This window comes from Lysobacter sp. Soil_N_51, from assembly GCF_057655755.1.
This window is the reverse complement of sequence record NZ_JBDGLR010000009.1, coordinates 1-18,998: the sequence shown is the minus strand read 5'-3', so window position 1 is coordinate 18,998 and position 18,998 is coordinate 1. Positions and strand designations below refer to the sequence as shown.

12 protein-coding genes are annotated in these 18,998 nt (G+C 67.9%); 7 read left to right on the top strand and 5 right to left on the bottom strand.

Features of this window, described 5'->3' with window-relative positions; translation table 11 throughout:
* Positions 1–360: 360 nt before the first annotated feature.
* Positions 361–2,364: a TonB-dependent receptor domain-containing protein gene (locus AC3A4T_RS17810; RefSeq protein WP_487676589.1), complete on the bottom strand. Its 2,004-nt coding sequence runs from the start codon at positions 2,362–2,364 to the stop codon at positions 361–363.
* Positions 2,365–2,707: 343 nt separating this feature from the next.
* On the opposite strand from AC3A4T_RS17810, the gene AC3A4T_RS17805 reads away from it, so the two are divergent.
* Complete coding sequence (locus AC3A4T_RS17805; protein WP_487676588.1) at positions 2,708–3,184, top strand: DUF421 domain-containing protein; 477 nt, start codon at positions 2,708–2,710, stop codon at positions 3,182–3,184.
* Positions 3,185–3,312: 128 nt separating this feature from the next.
* On the opposite strand, the gene hemF is transcribed toward AC3A4T_RS17805, so the two are convergent.
* From hemF to AC3A4T_RS17790, 3 genes are all read right to left on the bottom strand, one after another.
* Positions 3,313–4,242 (bottom strand): oxygen-dependent coproporphyrinogen oxidase, encoded by a 930-nt coding sequence (hemF, locus tag AC3A4T_RS17800; RefSeq protein ID WP_487676587.1) that lies wholly within the window; start codon positions 4,240–4,242, stop codon positions 3,313–3,315.
* A 397-nt stretch (positions 4,243–4,639) separates the two neighbouring features.
* Positions 4,640–5,659, bottom strand: coding sequence for a hypothetical protein (locus tag AC3A4T_RS17795; RefSeq protein ID WP_487676586.1), 1,020 nt, complete (start codon positions 5,657–5,659; stop codon positions 4,640–4,642).
* Between the two features lie 8 nt (positions 5,660–5,667).
* Positions 5,668–8,052 carry a prolyl oligopeptidase family serine peptidase gene (locus AC3A4T_RS17790; protein WP_487676585.1) on the bottom strand — a complete coding sequence of 795 codons (2,385 nt, stop codon included), beginning with the start codon at positions 8,050–8,052 and terminating at the stop codon, positions 5,668–5,670.
* A 1,037-nt stretch (positions 8,053–9,089) separates the two neighbouring features.
* Here AC3A4T_RS17790 and AC3A4T_RS17785 point away from each other — a divergent pair.
* From AC3A4T_RS17785 to AC3A4T_RS17770, 4 genes are all read left to right on the top strand, one after another.
* Positions 9,090–10,490: a cytochrome ubiquinol oxidase subunit I gene (locus AC3A4T_RS17785; protein WP_487676584.1), complete on the top strand. Its 1,401-nt coding sequence runs from the start codon at positions 9,090–9,092 to the stop codon at positions 10,488–10,490.
* Between the two features lie 117 nt (positions 10,491–10,607).
* Positions 10,608–11,612 (top strand): cytochrome d ubiquinol oxidase subunit II, encoded by a 1,005-nt coding sequence (cydB, locus tag AC3A4T_RS17780; RefSeq protein ID WP_056110569.1) that lies wholly within the window; start codon positions 10,608–10,610, stop codon positions 11,610–11,612.
* A gap of 237 nt (positions 11,613–11,849) precedes the next feature.
* The gene (locus AC3A4T_RS17775; RefSeq protein ID WP_487676583.1) at positions 11,850–12,122 is read left to right on the top strand and encodes a YcgL domain-containing protein; all 273 of its coding nucleotides are present in this window, start codon (positions 11,850–11,852) and stop codon (positions 12,120–12,122) included.
* Positions 12,115–15,465 carry an ankyrin repeat domain-containing protein gene (locus tag AC3A4T_RS17770; RefSeq protein ID WP_487676582.1) on the top strand — a complete coding sequence of 1,117 codons (3,351 nt, stop codon included), beginning with the start codon at positions 12,115–12,117 and terminating at the stop codon, positions 15,463–15,465. The genes AC3A4T_RS17775 and AC3A4T_RS17770 overlap by 8 nt, the downstream gene beginning before the upstream one ends.
* Before the next feature lie 222 nt (positions 15,466–15,687).
* On the opposite strand, the gene AC3A4T_RS17765 is transcribed toward AC3A4T_RS17770, so the two are convergent.
* Complete coding sequence (locus AC3A4T_RS17765; RefSeq protein WP_487676581.1) at positions 15,688–17,523, bottom strand: monovalent cation:proton antiporter-2 (CPA2) family protein; 1,836 nt, start codon at positions 17,521–17,523, stop codon at positions 15,688–15,690.
* A gap of 225 nt (positions 17,524–17,748) precedes the next feature.
* Between AC3A4T_RS17765 and AC3A4T_RS17760 the strand changes: the two genes are divergently transcribed.
* Positions 17,749–18,615, top strand: coding sequence for an energy transducer TonB (locus tag AC3A4T_RS17760; RefSeq protein WP_487676580.1), 867 nt, complete (start codon positions 17,749–17,751; stop codon positions 18,613–18,615).
* A gap of 141 nt (positions 18,616–18,756) precedes the next feature.
* Positions 18,757–18,998: helix-turn-helix domain-containing protein (locus tag AC3A4T_RS17755; protein ID WP_487676579.1), on the top strand; the 242-nt coding region annotated here is incomplete at its 3' end.

Below are 18,998 nucleotides of genomic sequence, written 5' to 3'. Positions count from 1 at the left end.
CACGCGTGCATAAGCGTCGCAGAGAAGTGCGTATAGCGGGCTGCGCATAGCGCTGGATGCTTGAGCGTCGTAATGACGGGCACCCCCGCAATCTTTCCAGCCGTCATTCCCGCGAACGCGGGAATCCAGTGACTTTGCTCTGTGAGTGCGAACGCTTGCGTAAGACTTCGTGCGCTTTCGCGAAAGTCGCTGGATTCCCGCGTTCGCGGGAATGACGTCAGGTAGGGATGTCGCTGCGGGTAATCCGTCGCTTCGGTTCGTTGGCTAGCCACTAATAGGCATTAAGCCAGCCCAACGAGATAAACAAACCAGACGCCCGGCATACGCGGGCGCCATCGTCTACGCAAAATTTAGAATTACTTAGAACCGATACGTCAACGACAGCGACAACTCGCGCCCAGGCGACGGGAAGCCGATATACCGGCCCGAGCCGGCCTGATAACCGTAGGTGCCGTGGTCGTAGTAGAACCGGTCGAACAGGTTGTTGACCGCCGCGCCCAGCTTGAGCCGGTCGTCGCCGAGCAGGTTCCAGTTGGCCATCAGGTCCACCACCGCGTAGCCGGGCTTGTCCGGCGCGGTCGGCGCGATCGAGTTGCGCTCGTCCTCGACCAGGCGCGCGCGCACCGCGTAGGTGGCCTGCTGCGAGGCGGGCTGCCAGTCGAAGCGCGCGGTCCAGGTGCGGCCGATGCTGGTGCCCAGGCCGAGGTCGGCGTCGTTGAGCGGGCGGTCGTTGAAGGTGTTGTCGGAATTCCACACCCCGACGCTGACGCCCATGCGCTGCCAGCGCTTGCCGATCTCGGCCTCGTAGCCCTCGACCTTGGCGGTGCCGATGTTTTCCCAATAGCCCCAGGCCGCGCCGCCGTCGTAGACCGCGGAAATGTAGTTCTCGATGCGCTGGCGATACGCGGTGGCGCGGGCGAAGTAGCCGTCCTTCTCCCAGGACACGCCGAATTCGATGTTGTCGGCCTGCTCGCCGTCCAGGTCGCCGCGGTGGGTGTACAGCGCGCTGAAGAAGGCTTCGCGGATGGTGACGCCGCGGAAGGCTTCGGAATAGGCCAGGCGGAAGGTCAGCGGCTCGATCGGGGTCCACTCGATCGAGGCGTTGGGGCTGGCCTTGGCCTCGCTGTTACGCGCGCCGGCGCTGACGCCTGACTTGCCCTCGTGGCGATAGTCGTCGTATCGCAGGCCGGCCGACAGCGTCCACTGCGGCGACGGCGTCCAGCGGCCCTGCGCGTACGCGCCGAACACCCGCGCGGTCTGCTCGGTGCGACCCCAGAACGGCGGCGGCGTGGCCTGCTGGCGCGCGTGCAGGCGGTCGCCGCGGTAATCGATGCCGTAGGTCAGCGACAGCGCGTCCCAGGTCGAGGTGTTGCGCAGGTCCATGCCGGTGCTGGTCTGCTCGCCCCAGCTGTACAGGATGCCGGTGGTGTTGCGGCGGTTCTCGTAGCTGCTGCGGGTGCGGTAGGCGGTGAAGCGCGCGTCGACCGCGTCGCCTTCGGGATCGAAACGGTGTTCGTAGGACACGGTGTCGCGGCGCATCTGGTGATCGGACAGGATGTAGCGGCCGGTGAAGTTGGTCATGTGCGGCCGTTCGTAGTACGTGCCGGTGTCGTCGAGGTGCTCGGCCGACAGGTCGAAGCTGTGCGCGTCGAACACGCCGCTGAGCTTGAACTGGGCGCGCTCGTGTTCGAACGCGGTCGGCTTGACCCGGTCGCCGTGGCCGTCGTCGTAATCGCCGCCGTCCTGGTAGACGTAGGTCGCCAGCACGCCGAGATGATCGGACAGGCGTCCGTACCCGGCGAGCACGCCCTTGCTGCTGTTGCCGCCGGCCGCGCCCTTGATCAGGAAGCCGGCGTCCTGGCCCGGGCGCAGCAGGTCGAACGCGTCGCGGGTGCGCACGCGCATCGCGCCGGTCAGCGCGCCGGCGCCCTGGGTAGCCGCACCCGCGCCGGCGTCGAGTTCGATCGACTTGATGAATTCGGGTTCGATCTGCACCCGGGTCTGGTGGTGATACAGCTCGGCCGGTTCCTGCGCGCCGTCGATGGTGACGTTGAGCATGGTGTCTTCGAAGCCGCGCACGTAGACCTTCTGCGCCACCGGCGAGCCGCCGCCGACGGCGACGCCCGATTCGTTCGACAACAGATCGCTCAGGTCCGAGGCCTGGGTCAGTTCGATCTCGCCGCGGTCGAGATCGAAGTTGCCCGGTTCGCGTTCGGCGACGACGGTGATCGAATCCAGAGTGCGCGCGGTGTCGCCGCTGTCGGCGGCCTCGGCGGCGTGGACGGCGCCGGCGAACGGCGCGCAGGCGAGCAGGGCGCAGGCGAGGGCGGCCGGGCGGAGCGGACGGGAGACGGTGACGGACATGAGCGGGCGATCCTTCGGGTCAGGCGCAGCGCCGCGCGGCCGGGCCGTGGCAGGCCGGTCGGGGGCGGGTGCGATAAGGGGAAGGCTTCCGCTGGCTGTCGTTGCGCAGAGCGCTGGGGCGGGCGAAGCGTGCGCATTCTGCGGGCGCGGCGCGGATGTTGCAAATGCGAGTTGATCTCGACTCGGCGGATGCGCGCAAGCGTGACCGTGTCCGCCGCAGGGGCGGTCTTCGTCGCAGGCGATCGCGCTGGCGTGCGCTGGGACGAACGCATCGGCCGTAACGCGCGTTGCACGCGCGCACGCGCCACAATCGGATCCATTACCCGCCGCTGGAGCCCGCCCGATGTCCGACGCCTTTCATCTGTCGATGCCGTGGTGGGAGTACCTGGTGCGCGCCTGCATCGTCTACTTCGTGCTGCTGGGCATGATCAGGGTCTCGGGCAAACGCTCGATGGGCCAGTTCACCTCGTTCGACATGCTGCTGGTGGTGCTGCTCGGCAACGCGGTGCAGAACGCTCTGCTGGGCTCCGACAATTCGGTCACCGGCGGCTTGATCCTGGCGGCGACCTTGATCGTGCTGAACTGGACGGTCGGCTATGTCGCCGCGCGCAGCGCGCGCGCCGAGCGCGTGCTGGAGGGCGAGCCGGTGGTGCTGGCGCGCGACGGCCATGTGTTCCGCGACGTGCTGCGCCGCGAACTGGTCAGCCGCGCCGATTTCGAAAAGGCGATGCGCGAGAACGATTGCGACGAGATCGACCACATCGGTCTGGCGATGCTGGAGACCAATGGGCATATCACGATCTTGACCAAGGCGAAGTAACCAGGCCCGAACGTCGCTGCGATAGCGCGCTGTAGGAGCTGCGTAAGCTGCGACCGCGACATCACAGTGACGTTGTAAGCCTGATGTCGCGGTCGCAGCTTACGCAGCTCCTACAGGGGGATACGAGACTATGCGGCGGGTGGTCGGCTTTCGGCTTCGCCCAGCCAATCGCGCGGGACCAGATACTGCGCCAGCTTGGCTTCGTCGCTGTCGGCCTCGGGGCTGAAGCCGTATTCCCAGCGCACCAGCGGCGGCAGGCTCATCAGGATCGATTCGGTGCGGCCGCCCGATTGCAGGCCGAACAAGGTGCCGCGATCGAACACCAGATTGAATTCGACGTAGCGGCCGCGCCGGTACAGCTGGAATTGCCGCTCGCGCTCGCCATAAGGCGTGTCGCGGCGCCGTTCGACCAGCGGCAGATAGGCGTCGAGAAAGCCGTCGCCGACCGCGCGCTGATAGGCGAAGTCGCGTTCGAAATCGCCGTGCAGGTCGTCGAAGAACAGGCCGCCGACGCCGCGGGTTTCGTTGCGGTGCTTGAGGAAGAAATACTCGTCGCACCAGCGCTTGTGCGCCTGGTAGCGCTCCTCGCCGCCGAACGGCTCGCACAAGCTCCGCGCGGTGCGGTGCCAGTGGCGCACGTCTTCGTCGAAGGGATAGAACGGGGTCAGATCGAAGCCGCCGCCGAACCACCACGCCACCGTCTCGCCGTCGCGCATCGCGCGGAAGTGGCGCACGTTGGCGTGGGTGGTGGGCAGGTAGGGATTGTTCGGATGGAACACGAGCGACACGCCGACCGCGCGCCACGAGGCGCCGGCCAGTTCCGGCCGCGCGGCGGTCGCCGACGGCGGCAGTTTGGTGCCCGACACGTCGGAGAAGCCGATACCGGCCTGTTCGAACACCTTGCCGCCGCGCAGGACGCGGGTACGCCCGCCGCCGCCTTCGGGGCGTTGCCAGAGGTCTTCGGCGAAGCGGGCTTCGCCGTCGGCGTGTTCGATGGCGGCGCACAGGCGGTCCTGCAGGCCGGATAGATATTCGCGTACGCGGTCGAAGTCGCTCATGGGCGCATTCTAGCGGGGGTGCGTATTGCTTGGCAGGGGCTTTCGGATGGCGCGATTGCGCCTCTGGAGGAATCGGGAGTCGGTGTGTGTGTACGCGAAATCCCCAGTCCATCGTTCTTGCGAGCGCGGGCCGCGCTCCATTTCGGCACGGCGGAGCATCCAGTGACTTTGCTTGGGACTGAGGTCGCGCAGTTCACCCAGCGCAGCGAGTCCGTGGTCCCGCAGCGCTGGGTGAACTGCGCGGCTTCAAGCGAAACCCGCATGGCCTCCTTGTAGGAGCGAGGCGAGCCGCGACCGCGAAAACTCAACTACAAAGCAGGCAAGGTAATCAGAGAAAATGCTTTGTTATAAATCAAACGCCCGCCGGCTCGATTCAGAAAGAAAGCGTTCGGTCGGTTTAATGCCGGACATCTAAGTCGGCTTGCTTCAGCGCCCGGGCGGTGCAAATCAGGCACATCCAGGCCAGTACCGCGGTTGTCGGCAGATACCATGCCTGTCGGACCCCATCCTCGAATGCGCTCCAACGACTCAGCCAGTTCGGAACGTCTCGATCGACCAAGGCGAAAGAGGCGGTGGCTTGCGGCATGAAAAAGATCAGATCCACCATCACGATCAGGATCGGCGGTCCGAACACCAGTAGAAAGAATCCTTGAATGCGCCATTGAACGGCCAGGACCGCGCGTAACGGGCCAGGACGTAACGCACGCATGGCGACTCGCAACGTTTGCGCGCCGTGCGCGCGCTGCAGCCAAGGCGCGGCTGTGAAGGCGAGCAACGCACTTGCGATACAAAATTCGACCAAGGCCAATGCGGGCGCGCTCCATGCGATGAGACCGCCCGCTATTGCGAACCCGGTGGATAAGGCGAAGTACAGTATCGCCATGATGGCGGCAAATCCAACGGGATAGGCCCCGGGCCAAGCCGGTGCCCAGAACCGCGGTGGGGATGGAGCGGCCACGATCTCGCTGCGCCAACAAAGCAGCGGCAATGCTAAAAAACTGCCAACCGCAATCAGCCAACCGATTATTTCGAGGCCTTGGGGCAAGAAAAAAACCAGTGCGATGCCGGCCCCCAGACCTGCGCTCCAAAGTCCCAGCATTGCGATGGAACGCAATCCCCAGCGCACGACCGGCGCAGAGGCGGTTCCGCGATCCAGCCAGCCCAATACGGCTCGCCATGCCGAGGCAGCAACGACCGCGGCGAGGAATACAGCCGTGGTCTGCACGGCCAGTCCTGACAACGCGGTCACGCCCATGCGTTTGGCCAGGGCCATGCCCGCGATGCTCGCGGTTTCCAGCATCTGTGAACGCAGCGGTTCCTCGAGCTGCTGATAGACCGCGTGGGGCAACGCGCTCCAGGCCGCCGACCACAGGCCGGCGGCGAGAATGACGAAAGCGTTGCGAGCGGCTTTCGTCATCGATGCGCTTACTTCAACGTCCGCTCAAACAACTCATAGATACGCCGATACTCGTCGTACCACGCGTCGGCATGCACGAAGCTGTGGCGCTCTAGCGGATACGGGGCGATTTCCCACTTGTCCTTGCGCAGTTCGATCAGCTTCTGGGTCATCATCACCGAGTCCTTGAAGAACACGTTGTCGTCGATCATGCCGTGGGCGATCAGCAGGTTGTCCTTGAGGCCGGCGGCATACTCGATCGGCGAGGACTTCTTGTAAGCCTCCGGGTCGAGCTCAGGCGTGTTGAGGATGTTGGCGGTGTATTCGTGGTTGTACTGCGACCAGTCGGAGACCGGGCGCAGCGCGGCGCCGGCCTTGAACAGGCCCGGGGCGCGGTACAGCGCCATGAAGGTCATGAAACCGCCGTAGGAGCCGCCGTAGATGCCGGCGCGGTCGCGGTCGCCGTGCTTGTTGGCGACCAGCCAGTCCAGGCCGTCCTGGTAATCCTCGAGTTCGGGATGGCCCATCTGCCGGTAGATCGCGGTGCGCCAGTCGCGGCCGTAGCCTTCGGACGCGCGGTAGTCGAGGTCGAGCACCACATAGCCCTTGTCGACCAGCAGGTTGTGGAACATCTGCTCGCGGAAGTAATTCGGGTAGCGCGTGCTGACGTTCTGCAGGTAGCCGGCGCCATGCACGAACATCACGATCGGGTACTTCTTGTTCGGATCGTAGTTCTTCGGGCCGTAGAACTTGCCCCAGACCGTGCCGGCGCCGTGCTTGGACGGCACCTGCACGTACTCGGGCTGGATCCACTCGCGGTTCTTGAACTCGGGCTTGCGCGTGTCGGTGAGCTTGACCGCGTCGCCGCCGCCGGCATCGACCACCGCCAGTTGCGGCGGCAGGTAGCTTTCCGAATAACGCGCCAGCACCTTGCGGCCGTCGGGCGAGAGGGTGAAGTTTTCCACGCCGTCGAGCGCGGTGACTTCGCGCACCGCGCCGCCGTTGCGGTCGACCGCGCAGACTTCGTAATCGCCCGGCCACTTGCGGTTGCACAGGAAGAAGAAGGTCTTGCCGTCGGCGGCGAGTTCGGGTTCGGACACTTCCCACTTGCCCGAGGTCAGCGCGCGCGGCGCGCCGCCGTCCTGGCTGAGGTACAGGTGCGAGTAGCCGCTTTGTTCCGACAATAGCCACAGGTCGCCGGCGCCTTTGCCGGGCAGCCAGCCGAAATCGTTGAAATTCCAGTTGATCCAGGCCTTGTCGGTCAGGCGATGGCGGGTTTCCAGACGGGTCTTGGCCAGGTCGACCGAGGTCAGCCAGCGGTCCTTGTTGTCGATCGCGCGCACCAGCACCGCGGCGTGGCGGCCGTCGTCGCTCCAGCGGATCGATACGCCGCTGCCGTCGCCGTCGGATTCGATCCGCACCGGGCGTTCGCCCTTGAGCGGGTCCTGCTTGGCGGCCTTGCGCAACGCCGCGAGCGGATCGTCGCTGATGCCCGGCAGGCCGTCGAAGCCGAGTTCGGTGACCTTGGCGTTGGCCACGTCGACCAACCACAGCTTCTGCGGCAAGGGGTCGTTGCGACCGACGCGGGTGCGGACTTCCTCGAATTCCTCGTAACCCGATTCGGTCACGTACTTGGGCATCTTGCCGCCGGTGCCGGCGTCGCCCTTCTTTTCCTGGGTCACCACCAGCAGCCAGCGCGCGTCGGGCGACAGGGCGCTGTCGATGATCTCGACCTCGTCGCCGAGGTAGGCCGGCTTGGGCGCGCGGCTGCCGTCGCCGCGACGCCAGGCCTCGTCCTGTTCGCGCGCGGCGTCGCGCTGGGCGCGGTCGTTGCGCAGGGTGTCGATGGTGGCGAGTTGGTAATCGCGCAGCGCGTCGGCCTTGGGCGCCTGCGCCGGGTCTTTCTCGGCGCGGACCTGCGCGGCCTGGCTCAGGCCCTGGCCGGCGCGCCACTGGTACCACTGGTTATCGACCCGGAACACCAGATTGCCGTCGCGGCTGAATTGCGGGCGCGATTCGGTGTCGTTGCTGCGGGTGACCTGGGTCAACGCGCCGCTGCGCAGGTCGCGCACGAACACGTCGCCGTTGCGCACGAACGCCATGCGCGTGCGCTGCGCGTCGAACGCCGGATTGGCTGCGTCGAGTTCGTTGCGCGCGGCGCCGTCCAGGCGCTGCGGCGTGCCGCCGGCGACGCCGGTCTGCCAGGTGTCGCGGATGATCCCGTCGTCGCGTTTGATCTGGTACTGCACGCGCTGGCCGTCCCAGGCCCACCAGGCGCGCTCCACCGGCGGTCCGATCCAGTCGGGATTGGCCATGGTGTCAGCGAGGGTCAGGGGCGCGGTGGCCTGCGCGAACGCAGCGGTGGACAACAGCGCCAGGGGCAGCGCGGCGAGCGTGGCAAAGGAGATGCGCATCGAGCGGGCTCTAGGACAAAAGTGGGCGCAGGTTAGCAGTCCGGGGGCGGGCGCCGGGCCGGCCGTTGGTCATGGGCGTGGTGGTTGGCGGTGCGGTGGATGGCGTGGAGGCGTGGGTTTTGCGGGATCGGTGATTTGGTGGGGTCTGGCTGGACGATTGCGGCGAGTTGCATCAAGCCCCGCTCGCGGGAGAGGGGTTGGGGTGAGGGTGGGGCGCGATGAAAAGCGCCCCCTCATCCGCCCTCCGGGCACCTTCTCCCGCTTGCGGGAGAAGGGAGGTCGAAGGCCTTCTCATGCTTTCTCATGCTTTGCGAGAAAACGCTTTGCCGCCGAGAGGGTGGCCGATCTGCAGCAAGCCCCTCTCCCGCCTGCGGGAGAGGGGCTTGGGGTGAGGGTGGGGCGCGATGAAAAGCGACCCTCATCCGCCCTTCGGGCACCTTCTCCCGCTTGCGGGAGAAGGGAGGTCAAAGGCCTTCTCATGCTTTCTCACGCTTTGCGAGAAAACGCTTTGCCGCCGAGAGGGTGGCCGATCTGCAGCAAGCCCCTCTACCGCCTGCGGGAGAGGGGGTGGGGTGAGGGTGGGGCGCGATGAAAAGCGCACCCTCATCCGCCCTTCGGGCACCTTCTCCCGCTTGCGGGAGAAGGGACATCAATGACTCCTTCCACAGGAGGGAGAAGGGAGAACGCCATTGGACAAAACGTCTCAAGGTGAGCGGACGTGAGCGACACGGGCGGTTGGGGCGAGCGCTAAAACGTTTCGTCGGCTTGCCGCGTTTTGTCGCACCGCGCATGCCGCGTCGAGCCACCGAACACGAGGCGATCGTGAGACAGTGACGCCTGCGGTCGCCGTCCAAGTGCTTGTTCCAACATGCCCGCGCGAGGATGCGGCGCCGCAAACGCAGCCGCTACAGGCCCCACCACATCACGCTCACCGCCTTTGCGGTTTATGTGATTCCACCGAGCCGCCGCCGCGCGTGCATGTTGCGGCGCAAAATGAACCCGCTGGCGCGATGTTCCGTGCCATGGAGGCAATGCACGTGGACGCTCTGTTGCTGTCGCGTATCCAGTTCGGCTTCGTGATTTCGTTTCATATCCTGTTCCCGGCCTTCACCATCGGCCTGGCGAGCTGGCTGGCCTTCGTCGAATGGCGCTGGCTGCGCACCCGCGACACGCTCTGGCGCGATCTGTATTTCTTCTGGACCAAGGTCTTCGCCGTCTCGTTCGGCATGGGCGTGGTCTCGGGCATCGTGATGAGTTTCCAGTTCGGCACCAACTGGGCGGTGCTGAGCGAACAGGCCGGCAACATCCTCGGCCCGCTGCTGTCGTACGAGGTGCTGACCGCGTTCTTCCTGGAAGCGACTTTCCTTGGGGTGATGCTGTTCGGCTGGAGCCGGGTCGACGAAAAGATGCATTTCCTCGCGACCTGCATGGTCGCGCTGGGGACGTTGATCTCGACGTTCTGGATCATTTCGGCGAACAGCTGGATGCAGACGCCGACCGGTTACACGATCGTCGACGGCGTGTTCGAACCCGCCGACTGGTGGGCGATCATCTTCAATCCTTCGTTCCCGTACCGGCTTGCCCACATGGTGCTGGCCGCGTTCATCACCACCTGTTTCGTGATCGGCGGCGTCGGCGCGTCGTACCTGCTGCGCGGGGTGCATGTCGAAGCGGGCAAGCGGATGCTGCGCGCCGCGGTGATCTTCGCCGCGATCACCGTGCCGATGCAGGTGTTCGTCGGCGATCTGCACGGTTTGAACGTGCGTGAGCATCAGCCGATCAAAGTCGCGGCGATGGAGGCGCATTGGGAGTCGGGCGAGCCGGGCGAGGGCGTGCCGCTGATCCTGTTCGCGGTGCCCAACGAGAAGGCCGAGCGCAACGATTATGAGGTCGCGATTCCCAAGCTCGGCAGCGTGATCCTCACTCACACCCTCGACGGCGATATCCAGCCGCTCAAGTCGGTCCCGGCCAGCGAGCGGCCGCCGGTCAAGCCGGTGTTCTATGCGTTCCGGGTGATGGTCGGCCTGGGCATGGCGATGCTGGCCTTGGTGCTGGTGTCGCTGTTGCTGCTGTGGCGCAAGCGCCTGTACCAATCGCGCGCGGTGCTGTGGGGCTGGCGGGTGCTGACCATGAGCGGTTTCGTCGCGATCCTGGCCGGTTGGTACGTGGTCGAGATCGGCCGCCAGCCGTATGTGATTTATGGCTTGTTGCGCACCGCCGATGCGGTCAGTCCGATCGCGGCGGCCAGCGTGATGACCTCGCTGATCGTGTTCGCGCTGGTGTATTTCACCGTGTTCGGCGCGGGCTTTCGTTACATCGTCAAATTGATCCGCAAGGGCCCGCATCCGCACGAGCCGCCACCGCGCGCCGGGTTGGGCGACAAGACCCCGGCGCGGCCGCTGTCGGTGCCCGACGAATCCAGCGAGACCGGCGCATGAACCGGCCTGCCCGACGCGCACTCGTAACGATCGCACTCGGCGCGCGCATTCGCGCCGGCGCAAACGCACGCGAGGGTCGCTCGATCGCGGCCTCGCCCAGCAAGACGGAGTAGGACGATGGAATACTGGCTGCCGGTGATCTGGTTCGGCGTGATCGGTTTCGGCGTGTTGATGTACGTGCTGCTCGACGGCTTCGTGCTCGGCCTGGGCATCCTGGCGCCGTTCGCCGAGGACGACGCGCAACTCGACCACATGATGAACACCGCCGCGCCGATCTGGGACGGCAACGAAACCTGGCTGGTGCTCGGCGGCGCGGGCCTGCTCGCGGCGTTTCCCAAGGCGTATGCGCTGGTGCTGTCGGCGCTGTACCTGCCGGTGCTGCTGATGCTGATCGCGCTGGTGTTCCGCGGCGTGGCGTTCGAGTTCCGGTTCAAGGCCAGACGCGCGAAATCGGCCTGGGGCGTGGCGTTTTCGCTAGGCTCGCTGTTGTGCGCGTTCGCTCAGGGCGTGATTCTCGGCGCGATCATGGAAGGCATGCCGCTGCAGGGCGGCAAGTACGTCGGCGGCATCTTCGACTGGTTCAGTCCGTTTTCGATGCTGACCGGCGCGGCGGTGGTGTTCGGTTACGCCTTGCTCGGGTCGACCTGGCTGATCCTCAAGACCGAGGGGCGCATGCAGTTGATCGCGCGGACCCTGGCCCGGCCGCTGGTGTTGGTGGTCGCGGTGTTCATCGGGTTGGTCAGCGCGTGGCTGCCGTTCCTGGACTCGCGGATCATGGCGCGCTGGTTCGAAGGCGGGAATTTCTACTGGCTGTTCCCGGTGCCGCTGCTGGTCGTCGCCAACGCCTGGGCGCTGTGGCGCTCGGTGATGCGCGACGGCCGCGACGGGCATCCGTTCGTGTACGCGCTGCTGTTCTTCGTGCTCGGCTTCGCCGGGCTGGTGCTGGGCATCTGGCCCAACATCGTGCCTGGGCTGACGATCTGGGACGCGGCCTCGCCGCCGTCCTCGCAGGGGTTCGTGCTGGTCGGGCTGGTGGTGCTGCTGCCGGCGATCCTGGGGTACACCTACTGGTCGTACCGGGTGTTCAGCGGAAAAATCGCGGCCGACGTGGGCTACCACTGACCGGCGCGGGCGGGCGACCGCGGGGGCGGGAGGTCAGCGATTCGATCCGGCGACCGTGCCGGCGAATCCTTCGGCGGACCGGCGTCCCCCGATCGCCCCACAGGCCGGCGGGCCTTACCACCCCCGTCCGGGCCTTGCGCTGAACATGAAAGTTCGCGTAGCGCGAGTGGGCAGGTATGCTGTGCATCACATCTGCGACGCAGAAAAACAGTCTCCCCCGGCTGTATCGCCCGCCCCATGCAAGCCTACGTATACAAAAGTCTCCGCAAGGCAGACACCTACGTTTTTCTGAGCGCGCGCGACGACTTCGCGCGCCTGCCCGACTCGCTGCGCGCGCAGTTGGGTTCGCTGCAGTTCGTGCTGGATCTGGAGCTGACGCCGGAGCGCAAACTGGCCCGCGCCGACGCCGCCCAGGTGCGGCAGAACCTGCTCGCCAACGGCTTTCATATCCAGTTGCCGCCGTCGGTGGACGCGCCGTATTTCGCCGAGGCGCCGACGCCCGATGCCTGACGCTCCCATTGCGCGCGGCGGTGCCCGCAACCTGGGCCTGGCCCTGGCCGCCGGTCTGGTGCTGGCGCTGGCGACCGGTTTCGGCGGCAGTCTCGGTGGCGCGGCGATCGCGCTGATCGGCGGCGCCCTGGCGCAACCCGCGTTCGCCCTGGCCGCGCGGTTGTGGCTGCGCCGCGACGCGACGATCGACTGGAAATCCGAACTGGGCGCATTGGCCGCGCTGTGGGGCGGCGCGACCGCGGCCACCGCGGCGCTGGTCGTCTGGCCGCTGAGCGCGCTGCTGCAAAGCGGTTCGTTGCTGGCGGTGATCGGCTTGAGCGTGGTCGCCGGCCTGATCCTGCTCGGCCTGTGGCGGCTGTGGCCGCTGTGGCAGGCGGCCGAGCGCGACGGCGCGGCGCTGGCGCCGCAATGGGCGCGGCTGGCCGATCTCGACGTCGGCGCTTGGCGCGGCCTGGGTGTGGCGGCGATCGTCGCCGGCCTGTCCGGGCTGGTGCTGGTGCTGGCCTGGCCCGGATTGCTGAGCGACGGCGGACGCTGGTCGCTCGCGGCCGTGTTCGCGCTGGCTTCGCCGGCCTTGCACGTAGTGCTGCAGAAAATCGCCCCGGCGCAGGCGCTGCCGGGCGTGGAGTTCGACCCCGATCTCGACACCGTCCACAACGCCGATGAATTGCTCGGCGACGACGACCCGCTGGAGCCGGCGCTGTACGCCGCCGCGCGCACCGGCAAGGTCGAGCGCGCGCTGGAACTGATCGAGCTGGGCGCCGATATCGACGCCGCGCCGATCGGCGACGAACGCGACCGCCGCAGCCTGCCGGTACTGGCCGCGGTGCTGCCGGACCTGCGCCTGCTGCGCGAGTTGATCGCCCGAGGCGTCGATCTCAACGCCGCCACCGCCGGCATGACCCCGCTGCTGGCCGCGACCCGCGACAGCTGGCACGGCCGCCCCGACGCGGTCATGACTCTGCTCGCCAACGGCGCCGACCCGCGCCTGGCCGACCTAGACGGCAATACGCCGCTGCACCATGCCGCGCGCAGCTCCGACCCGGGGGTGGCCGCGCTGCTGCGCGACGCCCAGGCCGATCTGGACCCGCTCAACCACGACGGCCTGTCGCCGCTCGGCGTGGCCTGCGCCAGCGGCAACTGGCGCCTGACCAAGTTCCTGCTCGAGCGCGGCGCCAAGACCGAACAGGCCGACGGCGTGCCGGCGTTGCTGGCCGCGGCCGGCGGCGAGGAGGACGATCCGGCCGGGGCGTTGCTGTTGCTCAAGCACAAGGCGCGGATCGACGCGCGCGACGGTCAGCGTCGCAGTGCGTTGCATGCGGCTTCGTTCGCCGGCCATCTCGATATCGTCACCGCCCTGCTGGCGGCGGGCGCCGACGCCAACGCGATCGACCGCCTGCAGCGCACGCCGCTGCTCGAGGCCGCGCGCGGCGGCCGCGCCGCGGTGCTGGAACGCTTGCTCGAACATCTGCCGCAGGGCGGCGTCGCCGAGGCCAAGGCGCTCGACGCCGACGGCGCCAGCGCGCTGATCCTGGCCTGCCAGGCCGAAACCGCCTCGCCGCCGCTGGTGATGCGCCTGCTCGACCTGGGCATCGACCCGGAACTGCGCGACCGCACCGGCAAGCGCGCGGTCGATCGCGCCGCCGAGGCCGGTCGCTGGTCGCTGGTCGCCGCGCTCGATCGGGCGTATCCGCTGCCGACCGCGGTCAGCGGCGAGGGCGACAGCGATGCGCCCGACGGCGAACGGGTGATCGTCGATCGCATGCCGGCCGCGCTGCTGCGCGACGGCCTGCGCGACGGCCGTGCCTCGGAACTGACCGGGCTGGCCAAGCTGCTGAGCCCGGCCGAACTGGGCGCGCAGTTGTTCGAAGAAGACGGCCACGTGCCGACCGCCGAACGCATCGACTGGCTGCTTGGCCAGGGCGCCGACGCCAATGTCTACGACGGCCACGGCGATACCGTGCTGTTCGCGCTGCTCGGTCAGGCCCCGGCCTCGTTGCCGGCGCTGCAGGCGCTGCTGCGCCACGGCGTGTCGCCGGCCGGTCGCGGCGGCCTGGGCCGGTTCCTGGCGACCTGCTCGGCCGGCGATCAGGCCGCGCGTGGGCTGGAACAATTCGCCCTGGACCTGCTCGAACGCGGCGCCGATGCGTTTTCGCGCACCCCGGCCGGCGATCCGCCGCTGGCGATCGCGGTCCGGCTGGGCTGGTCGCGCCTGCTCGATCGCCTGCTCGCCGCCGGCGTCGACCTCAATACCCGCGACAGCCACGGCATGAGCGCGTTGCACCTGGCCGCCGCGCTCGGCCGCGACGGCATGCTCAAGCGGCTGGTCGCGCACGGCGCCGACCCGAATCTGCTCGCCGCCGACGGTCAGACCCCGCTCGGCGTCGCTCTGGCCTCGGGCCGGCGCGATCTGGCCGACTGGCTGGATTGGCGCGGCTGGGCGTTGCCGCGGCGTCCGCTGCAGGCCGCCGACGTGCCGGCCGCGGCGATCGTCGGCGATGCAGACGCGGTGCGGCGCTTGCTCGATCTGGGCCTGTCGGTCGATTCGCCCGACAGCCAGGGCTGCACCGCGCTGCTGCGCGCCGCCGGTGGCGGTCATCGCGCGGTGGTCGACCTGCTGCTCGCGCGCGGCGCCGACCCGCAGCGCGCGGCCAATTCCGGCGCGACCCCGCTGTCGGCGGCGGTCAGCATGCGTCACGGCGAAATCGTCGACCGGCTGGTGTCGGCCGGCGCTTCGCTGGAGCAGCGCCTGCCCGGCGACCTGACCGTGCTGATGGTTGCGTGCGCGCTCGGCCTCACCGACCTGGCCGCGCGCCTGCTCGCCGCCGGCGCCGACGTGCAGGCGCGCGACGCGCAGGGGCGCATGGCCCTGCATTGCGCGGCGATGTTCGGCTTCACCGCGCGCGAGCGCAGCCGCCTGGTCGCCTTGTTCGACACCTTGCTGCTGGCCGGCGTCGACGCCGACCAATCCGCCGCCGGCGCGACACCGTTGCTGCTGTTGCTCGGCGCGCGCGCCGAACCGGGCACCGCGGCCGACGAGGACGTGCTGATCGCCGGCCTGGAACTGCTGCTCGACCACGAAGCCTCGCTCGACGTGCAGGACCCGCGCGGTTTCGGCCCGCTGCACTTGGCCGCGCTGCATGGCCTGTTGCGCGTGGTGCAGCGCCTGCTGCGCAACGGCGCCAACCCGGATCTGCGCGACGCGCTCAACCGCACCCCGCGCGAGATCGCGGTGATGCGTGGTTTCGTCGATATCGCCGCCGAGTTCGCGCCGAGTACGCCGTCGGGCAATGCCGGCAACGGGGTGTCGATGGCGCGGTTCTTGCGCGGGCCGGGGAATTAAGGCGCCGCGCCGCGGCTGAGTTCGCGGCGGCTGTCGAGGCCTGCGCAGGCGTTTGAAGTTTCGCGGTCGCGGCTCGCGCCGCTCCTACAGGGGCTGCGTGATTGACCGAAGCGACTGTAGGAGCGGCGCGAGCCGCGACCGCGGCAACTGACCGGCCGGCGCAATTCGCAGCAGCTCAACGCATCGATCCGCCAACACGCCAAACCCCACGCCACCCGTCCCTCAATGCCGCGTCGCATTCTCCGGCGCCGGCGTCGCCCGCTTGTCGACCATGTCGGCCAACATGCCCTCGCCGCGATCGGCGTTGAACAACTCCTCCAGCTCCTTGCGCGCATCGCGCGCGGTCTGGATCAGCGCGTCTTCGTCGTCGTGGACCAGGTACTGCGCCTCGAGCATGCGTTCGTCGAGTTCGCGGAACCGCTCGACATGGTCGCGCGCGGTCTCGGCCTCCACGCCCAGCTCGATCAGCACGTCCTCGCCCAGTTTCAGGCTGGAATGGAAGGTCTCGCGCATCGGCTCGGCGCCCAGGTCCATCAAGTCCCAGGCGTGCCGGCGATCGCGCGCGCGGGCGAACACCTTGGCCTTCGGGTACAGGCGCCGGATCGTGCGCACCGTGCGGATGCCGCTGTCGCGGTCGTCGATCGCGATCACGAAGATCTTGACCTGGGCCGCGCCGGCCGAACGCAGCAACTCGGGCCGGGCCGGGTCGCCGTAATAGATCGCATTGCCGAAGCGGCGCATGAAATCGACCTGCTCGGCGCTGTTCTCGATCGCGATGAACGGGGTGCGGTGCGCGACCAGCAGGCGCGCGATGATCTGGCCGAACCGGCCCATGCCGGCGATCAGCACCTGCGGGTGATGATCGGGAATCTCGTCGAACGGCCGCTTGGGCTTGGCCGCGGGCGCGGCGTCGAGCATGCGTTGGGCGCCGATCACCAGCAGCGGGGTCAGCGCCATCGACACGCCGACCGCGGCGATCAGGCGGTCGCGGGTCGGATCGTCGAGCAGGTTGGCCTTGACCGCTTCGTTGAACACGATGAAGGCGAACTCGCCGCCCAGCGACATCACCGTCGCCAACTGAAACGCGCCGCGCTTGTCCAGGCCGCCGGCGCTGATGCCCACGCCGAACAGCAGCAGAAATTTCACCGTCAGCAACGCGGCCACGATCGAACCGATCAGCAGCGGTTCGTTGAGCACGCGCTGCAGGTCGATGCTCATGCCCACGGCCATGAAGAACAGGCCCAGCAGCAGGCCCTTGAACGGCTCGATCTGCGATTCCAGTTCGTGGCGGAATTCCGAATCGGCCAGCAGCACGCCGGCCAGGAACGCGCCCAGGCCGGCCGACAGCCCGGCGGTCTGCAGGATCCACGCCGAACCCAGCACGGTCAGCAGCGCCGCGCCGGTGAACACCTCGGGCATCTGGGTACGCGCGACGATCCGGAACACCTGGCGCAGCAGCACCCGGCCGCCGAACACCACCGCCGCGATCGCGCCGACCGCCTTGGCCACCGCGATCCAGTTCAGGCCCTCGACCGCCGCGGCCTTGCCGAGCAGCGGAATCGCCGCCAGCAGCGGGATCGCCGCGAGATCCTGGAACAGCAGGATCGCGAACGCGAGCCGGCCGTAATCGGCCGCCAGCCCTTTGCGTTCGGACAGCAATTGCAGGCACACCGCGGTCGAGGACAGGGCCAGGCCCAGGCCGACCACGGTCGCCGCCTTCCAGCCCAGGTGGCCGCCGAACATCGCCAGCGCGCCCAGGGCCAGGCCGCTGAGCAGCACCTGCAGGCCGCCGGCGCCGAACACCGGCTTGCGCATCACCCGCAATCGCGCCGGCGACAGCTCCAGGCCGATCACGAACAGCATCATGACCACGCCGATTTCCGAGGCCGCGAGCACCGGTTCGGCGTCGCTGATGACTTTCACCCCGTATGGGCCGAGCACCACGCCCGCGGCCAGATAACCCAGCACCGCGCCGAGCCCGAACTTGCGGAACACCGGCACCGCGATGACCGCGGCGAGCAGAAACAACAATGCGAGTTCTAGACCGCCACCGTGCATGGGCACCTCCTGAGGGGATTATGGCGCGCTGCGCCGAGGCTGAGGTGGCGAAACGGACGCTGTGGATGCAACGCATCGTAACGAGGGCGGATGACGCCGGTGCTTTGCTATGGTTGCCGGGTCGGCGGATTTCAATCGCCGGCGAGGAAATCGCGGCGCCCAGGCGCTGATGGTGCGCACGTGGCTACGGCTCAATCAAGGGACAGAAAAATGATTCATCACAGGATGTGGAATTGGATTGCGATGTGGCTGGTGATGGCGATGGTGTTCGCGCCGCCGGCGTTCGCGGCCGGCAAGGGCCCGGGCGCGGTGCGCAAGCAGGCCGAGATGAGCATGGTGGTGACCGGCCAGGTCCGCATCGCGGCCGACGGCCGGGTCGACGGCGTGCGGATCGATCGCGAAAACGAGATCCCCAAAGCCGTCGCCGACCTGATCCGGCAGAACGTCCCGCAATGGCGGTTCGAGCCGCTCGCGACCACGGATGCCGCGGTCGCGACCGACACGCCGATGAACCTGCGCGTGGTCGCGCGCCGGCTGTACGAGCAGGCCGATGAGGCCTACGAACTGCGCTTGGGCAGCGCCCACTTCGGCCGCGACGAGCCTTCGCACCTGCCCAGCCAGGCGGAGATGCGGCCGCCGACTTATCCGGAATTGGCCGCGCGTTCGAATGTGTCGGGCCTGGTCTACGTGGTGGCGCGGATCGGCCGCGACGGCCGGGTCGAGGATGCCTTCGCCGAACAGGTCAACCTCCACGCGGTCGGCAGCGAAGCCCAGATGAAGCGGTTCCGCGAGTTGCTGGCGCAGTCGACGCTGACCACCGCCAAGCAGTGGCGGTTCGCGCCGCCGACCCAGGGGCCGTATGCCGACGAGGCGCATTGGCTGGTCCGGGTGCCGGTGGCGTACGCACTCAAGCGCGACAAGGCGCCGGCTTACGGGCAATGGGACCTCTACATCCCCGGTCCGCGCCAGCGCGCGCCCTGGATCGAGGCCGACCGCGATGCGACCGCGGGCGTCGATGCCTTCGGCGACGAGCGCATGCAATCGGTCGGACGGGGCCGGCGCCTGATGACGCCGCTCGACGGCAACAGCTGAGGTCGCGCACGCGCGACGCGCAAGCTCGATACGAGCAACGCGCCACGCCGGCAATCGTCTGCTGTTCGCGGGCTGATCCGGATTCGATTCGTTCCGCATGAACCAAGCGCCTCCTTCGGGAGGCGTTTGTTTTTTCGCGACATGAGTCCGGCATCGACTGCACTGACTACCCTCAAGTGCATCACCCGCCTTGAGTCCAATCCGATGGGAACGCAGTACAGCCACTTCAGCCAAGAAGAACGCGGTGTGATCATGATCATGACGAAGCAGGGCCACAGTAGCCGCGCGATCGCGCGTGCGCTGGAGCGCTCGGCCAGCAGCGTGTCGCGCGAATTGGCCCGCAATGGCCATCGCGCCCCGACCGCGACGCCGGCCCTGGGCCG

Excerpts from the sequence above, each read along its gene's own strand:
- AC3A4T_RS17790 (WP_487676585.1), bottom strand. The coding sequence starts at position 8,052 with ATGCGCATCTCCTTTGCCACGCTCGCCGCGCTGCCCCTGGCGCTGTTG.
- AC3A4T_RS17770 (WP_487676582.1), top strand. The coding sequence starts at position 12,115 with ATGCCTGACGCTCCCATTGCGCGCGGCGGTGCCCGCAACCTGGGCCTG.
- AC3A4T_RS17775 (WP_487676583.1), top strand. The coding sequence starts at position 11,850 with ATGCAAGCCTACGTATACAAAAGTCTCCGCAAGGCAGACACCTACGTT.
- AC3A4T_RS17805 (WP_487676588.1), top strand. The coding sequence starts at position 2,708 with ATGTCCGACGCCTTTCATCTGTCGATGCCGTGGTGGGAGTACCTGGTG.
- AC3A4T_RS17765 (WP_487676581.1), bottom strand. The coding sequence starts at position 17,523 with ATGCACGGTGGCGGTCTAGAACTCGCATTGTTGTTTCTGCTCGCCGCG.
- AC3A4T_RS17795 (WP_487676586.1), bottom strand. The coding sequence starts at position 5,659 with ATGACGAAAGCCGCTCGCAACGCTTTCGTCATTCTCGCCGCCGGCCTG.
- AC3A4T_RS17760 (WP_487676580.1), top strand. The coding sequence starts at position 17,749 with ATGTGGAATTGGATTGCGATGTGGCTGGTGATGGCGATGGTGTTCGCG.
- AC3A4T_RS17810 (WP_487676589.1), bottom strand. The coding sequence starts at position 2,364 with ATGTCCGTCACCGTCTCCCGTCCGCTCCGCCCGGCCGCCCTCGCCTGC.
- hemF (WP_487676587.1), bottom strand. The coding sequence starts at position 4,242 with ATGAGCGACTTCGACCGCGTACGCGAATATCTATCCGGCCTGCAGGAC.
- cydB (WP_056110569.1), top strand. The coding sequence starts at position 10,608 with ATGGAATACTGGCTGCCGGTGATCTGGTTCGGCGTGATCGGTTTCGGC.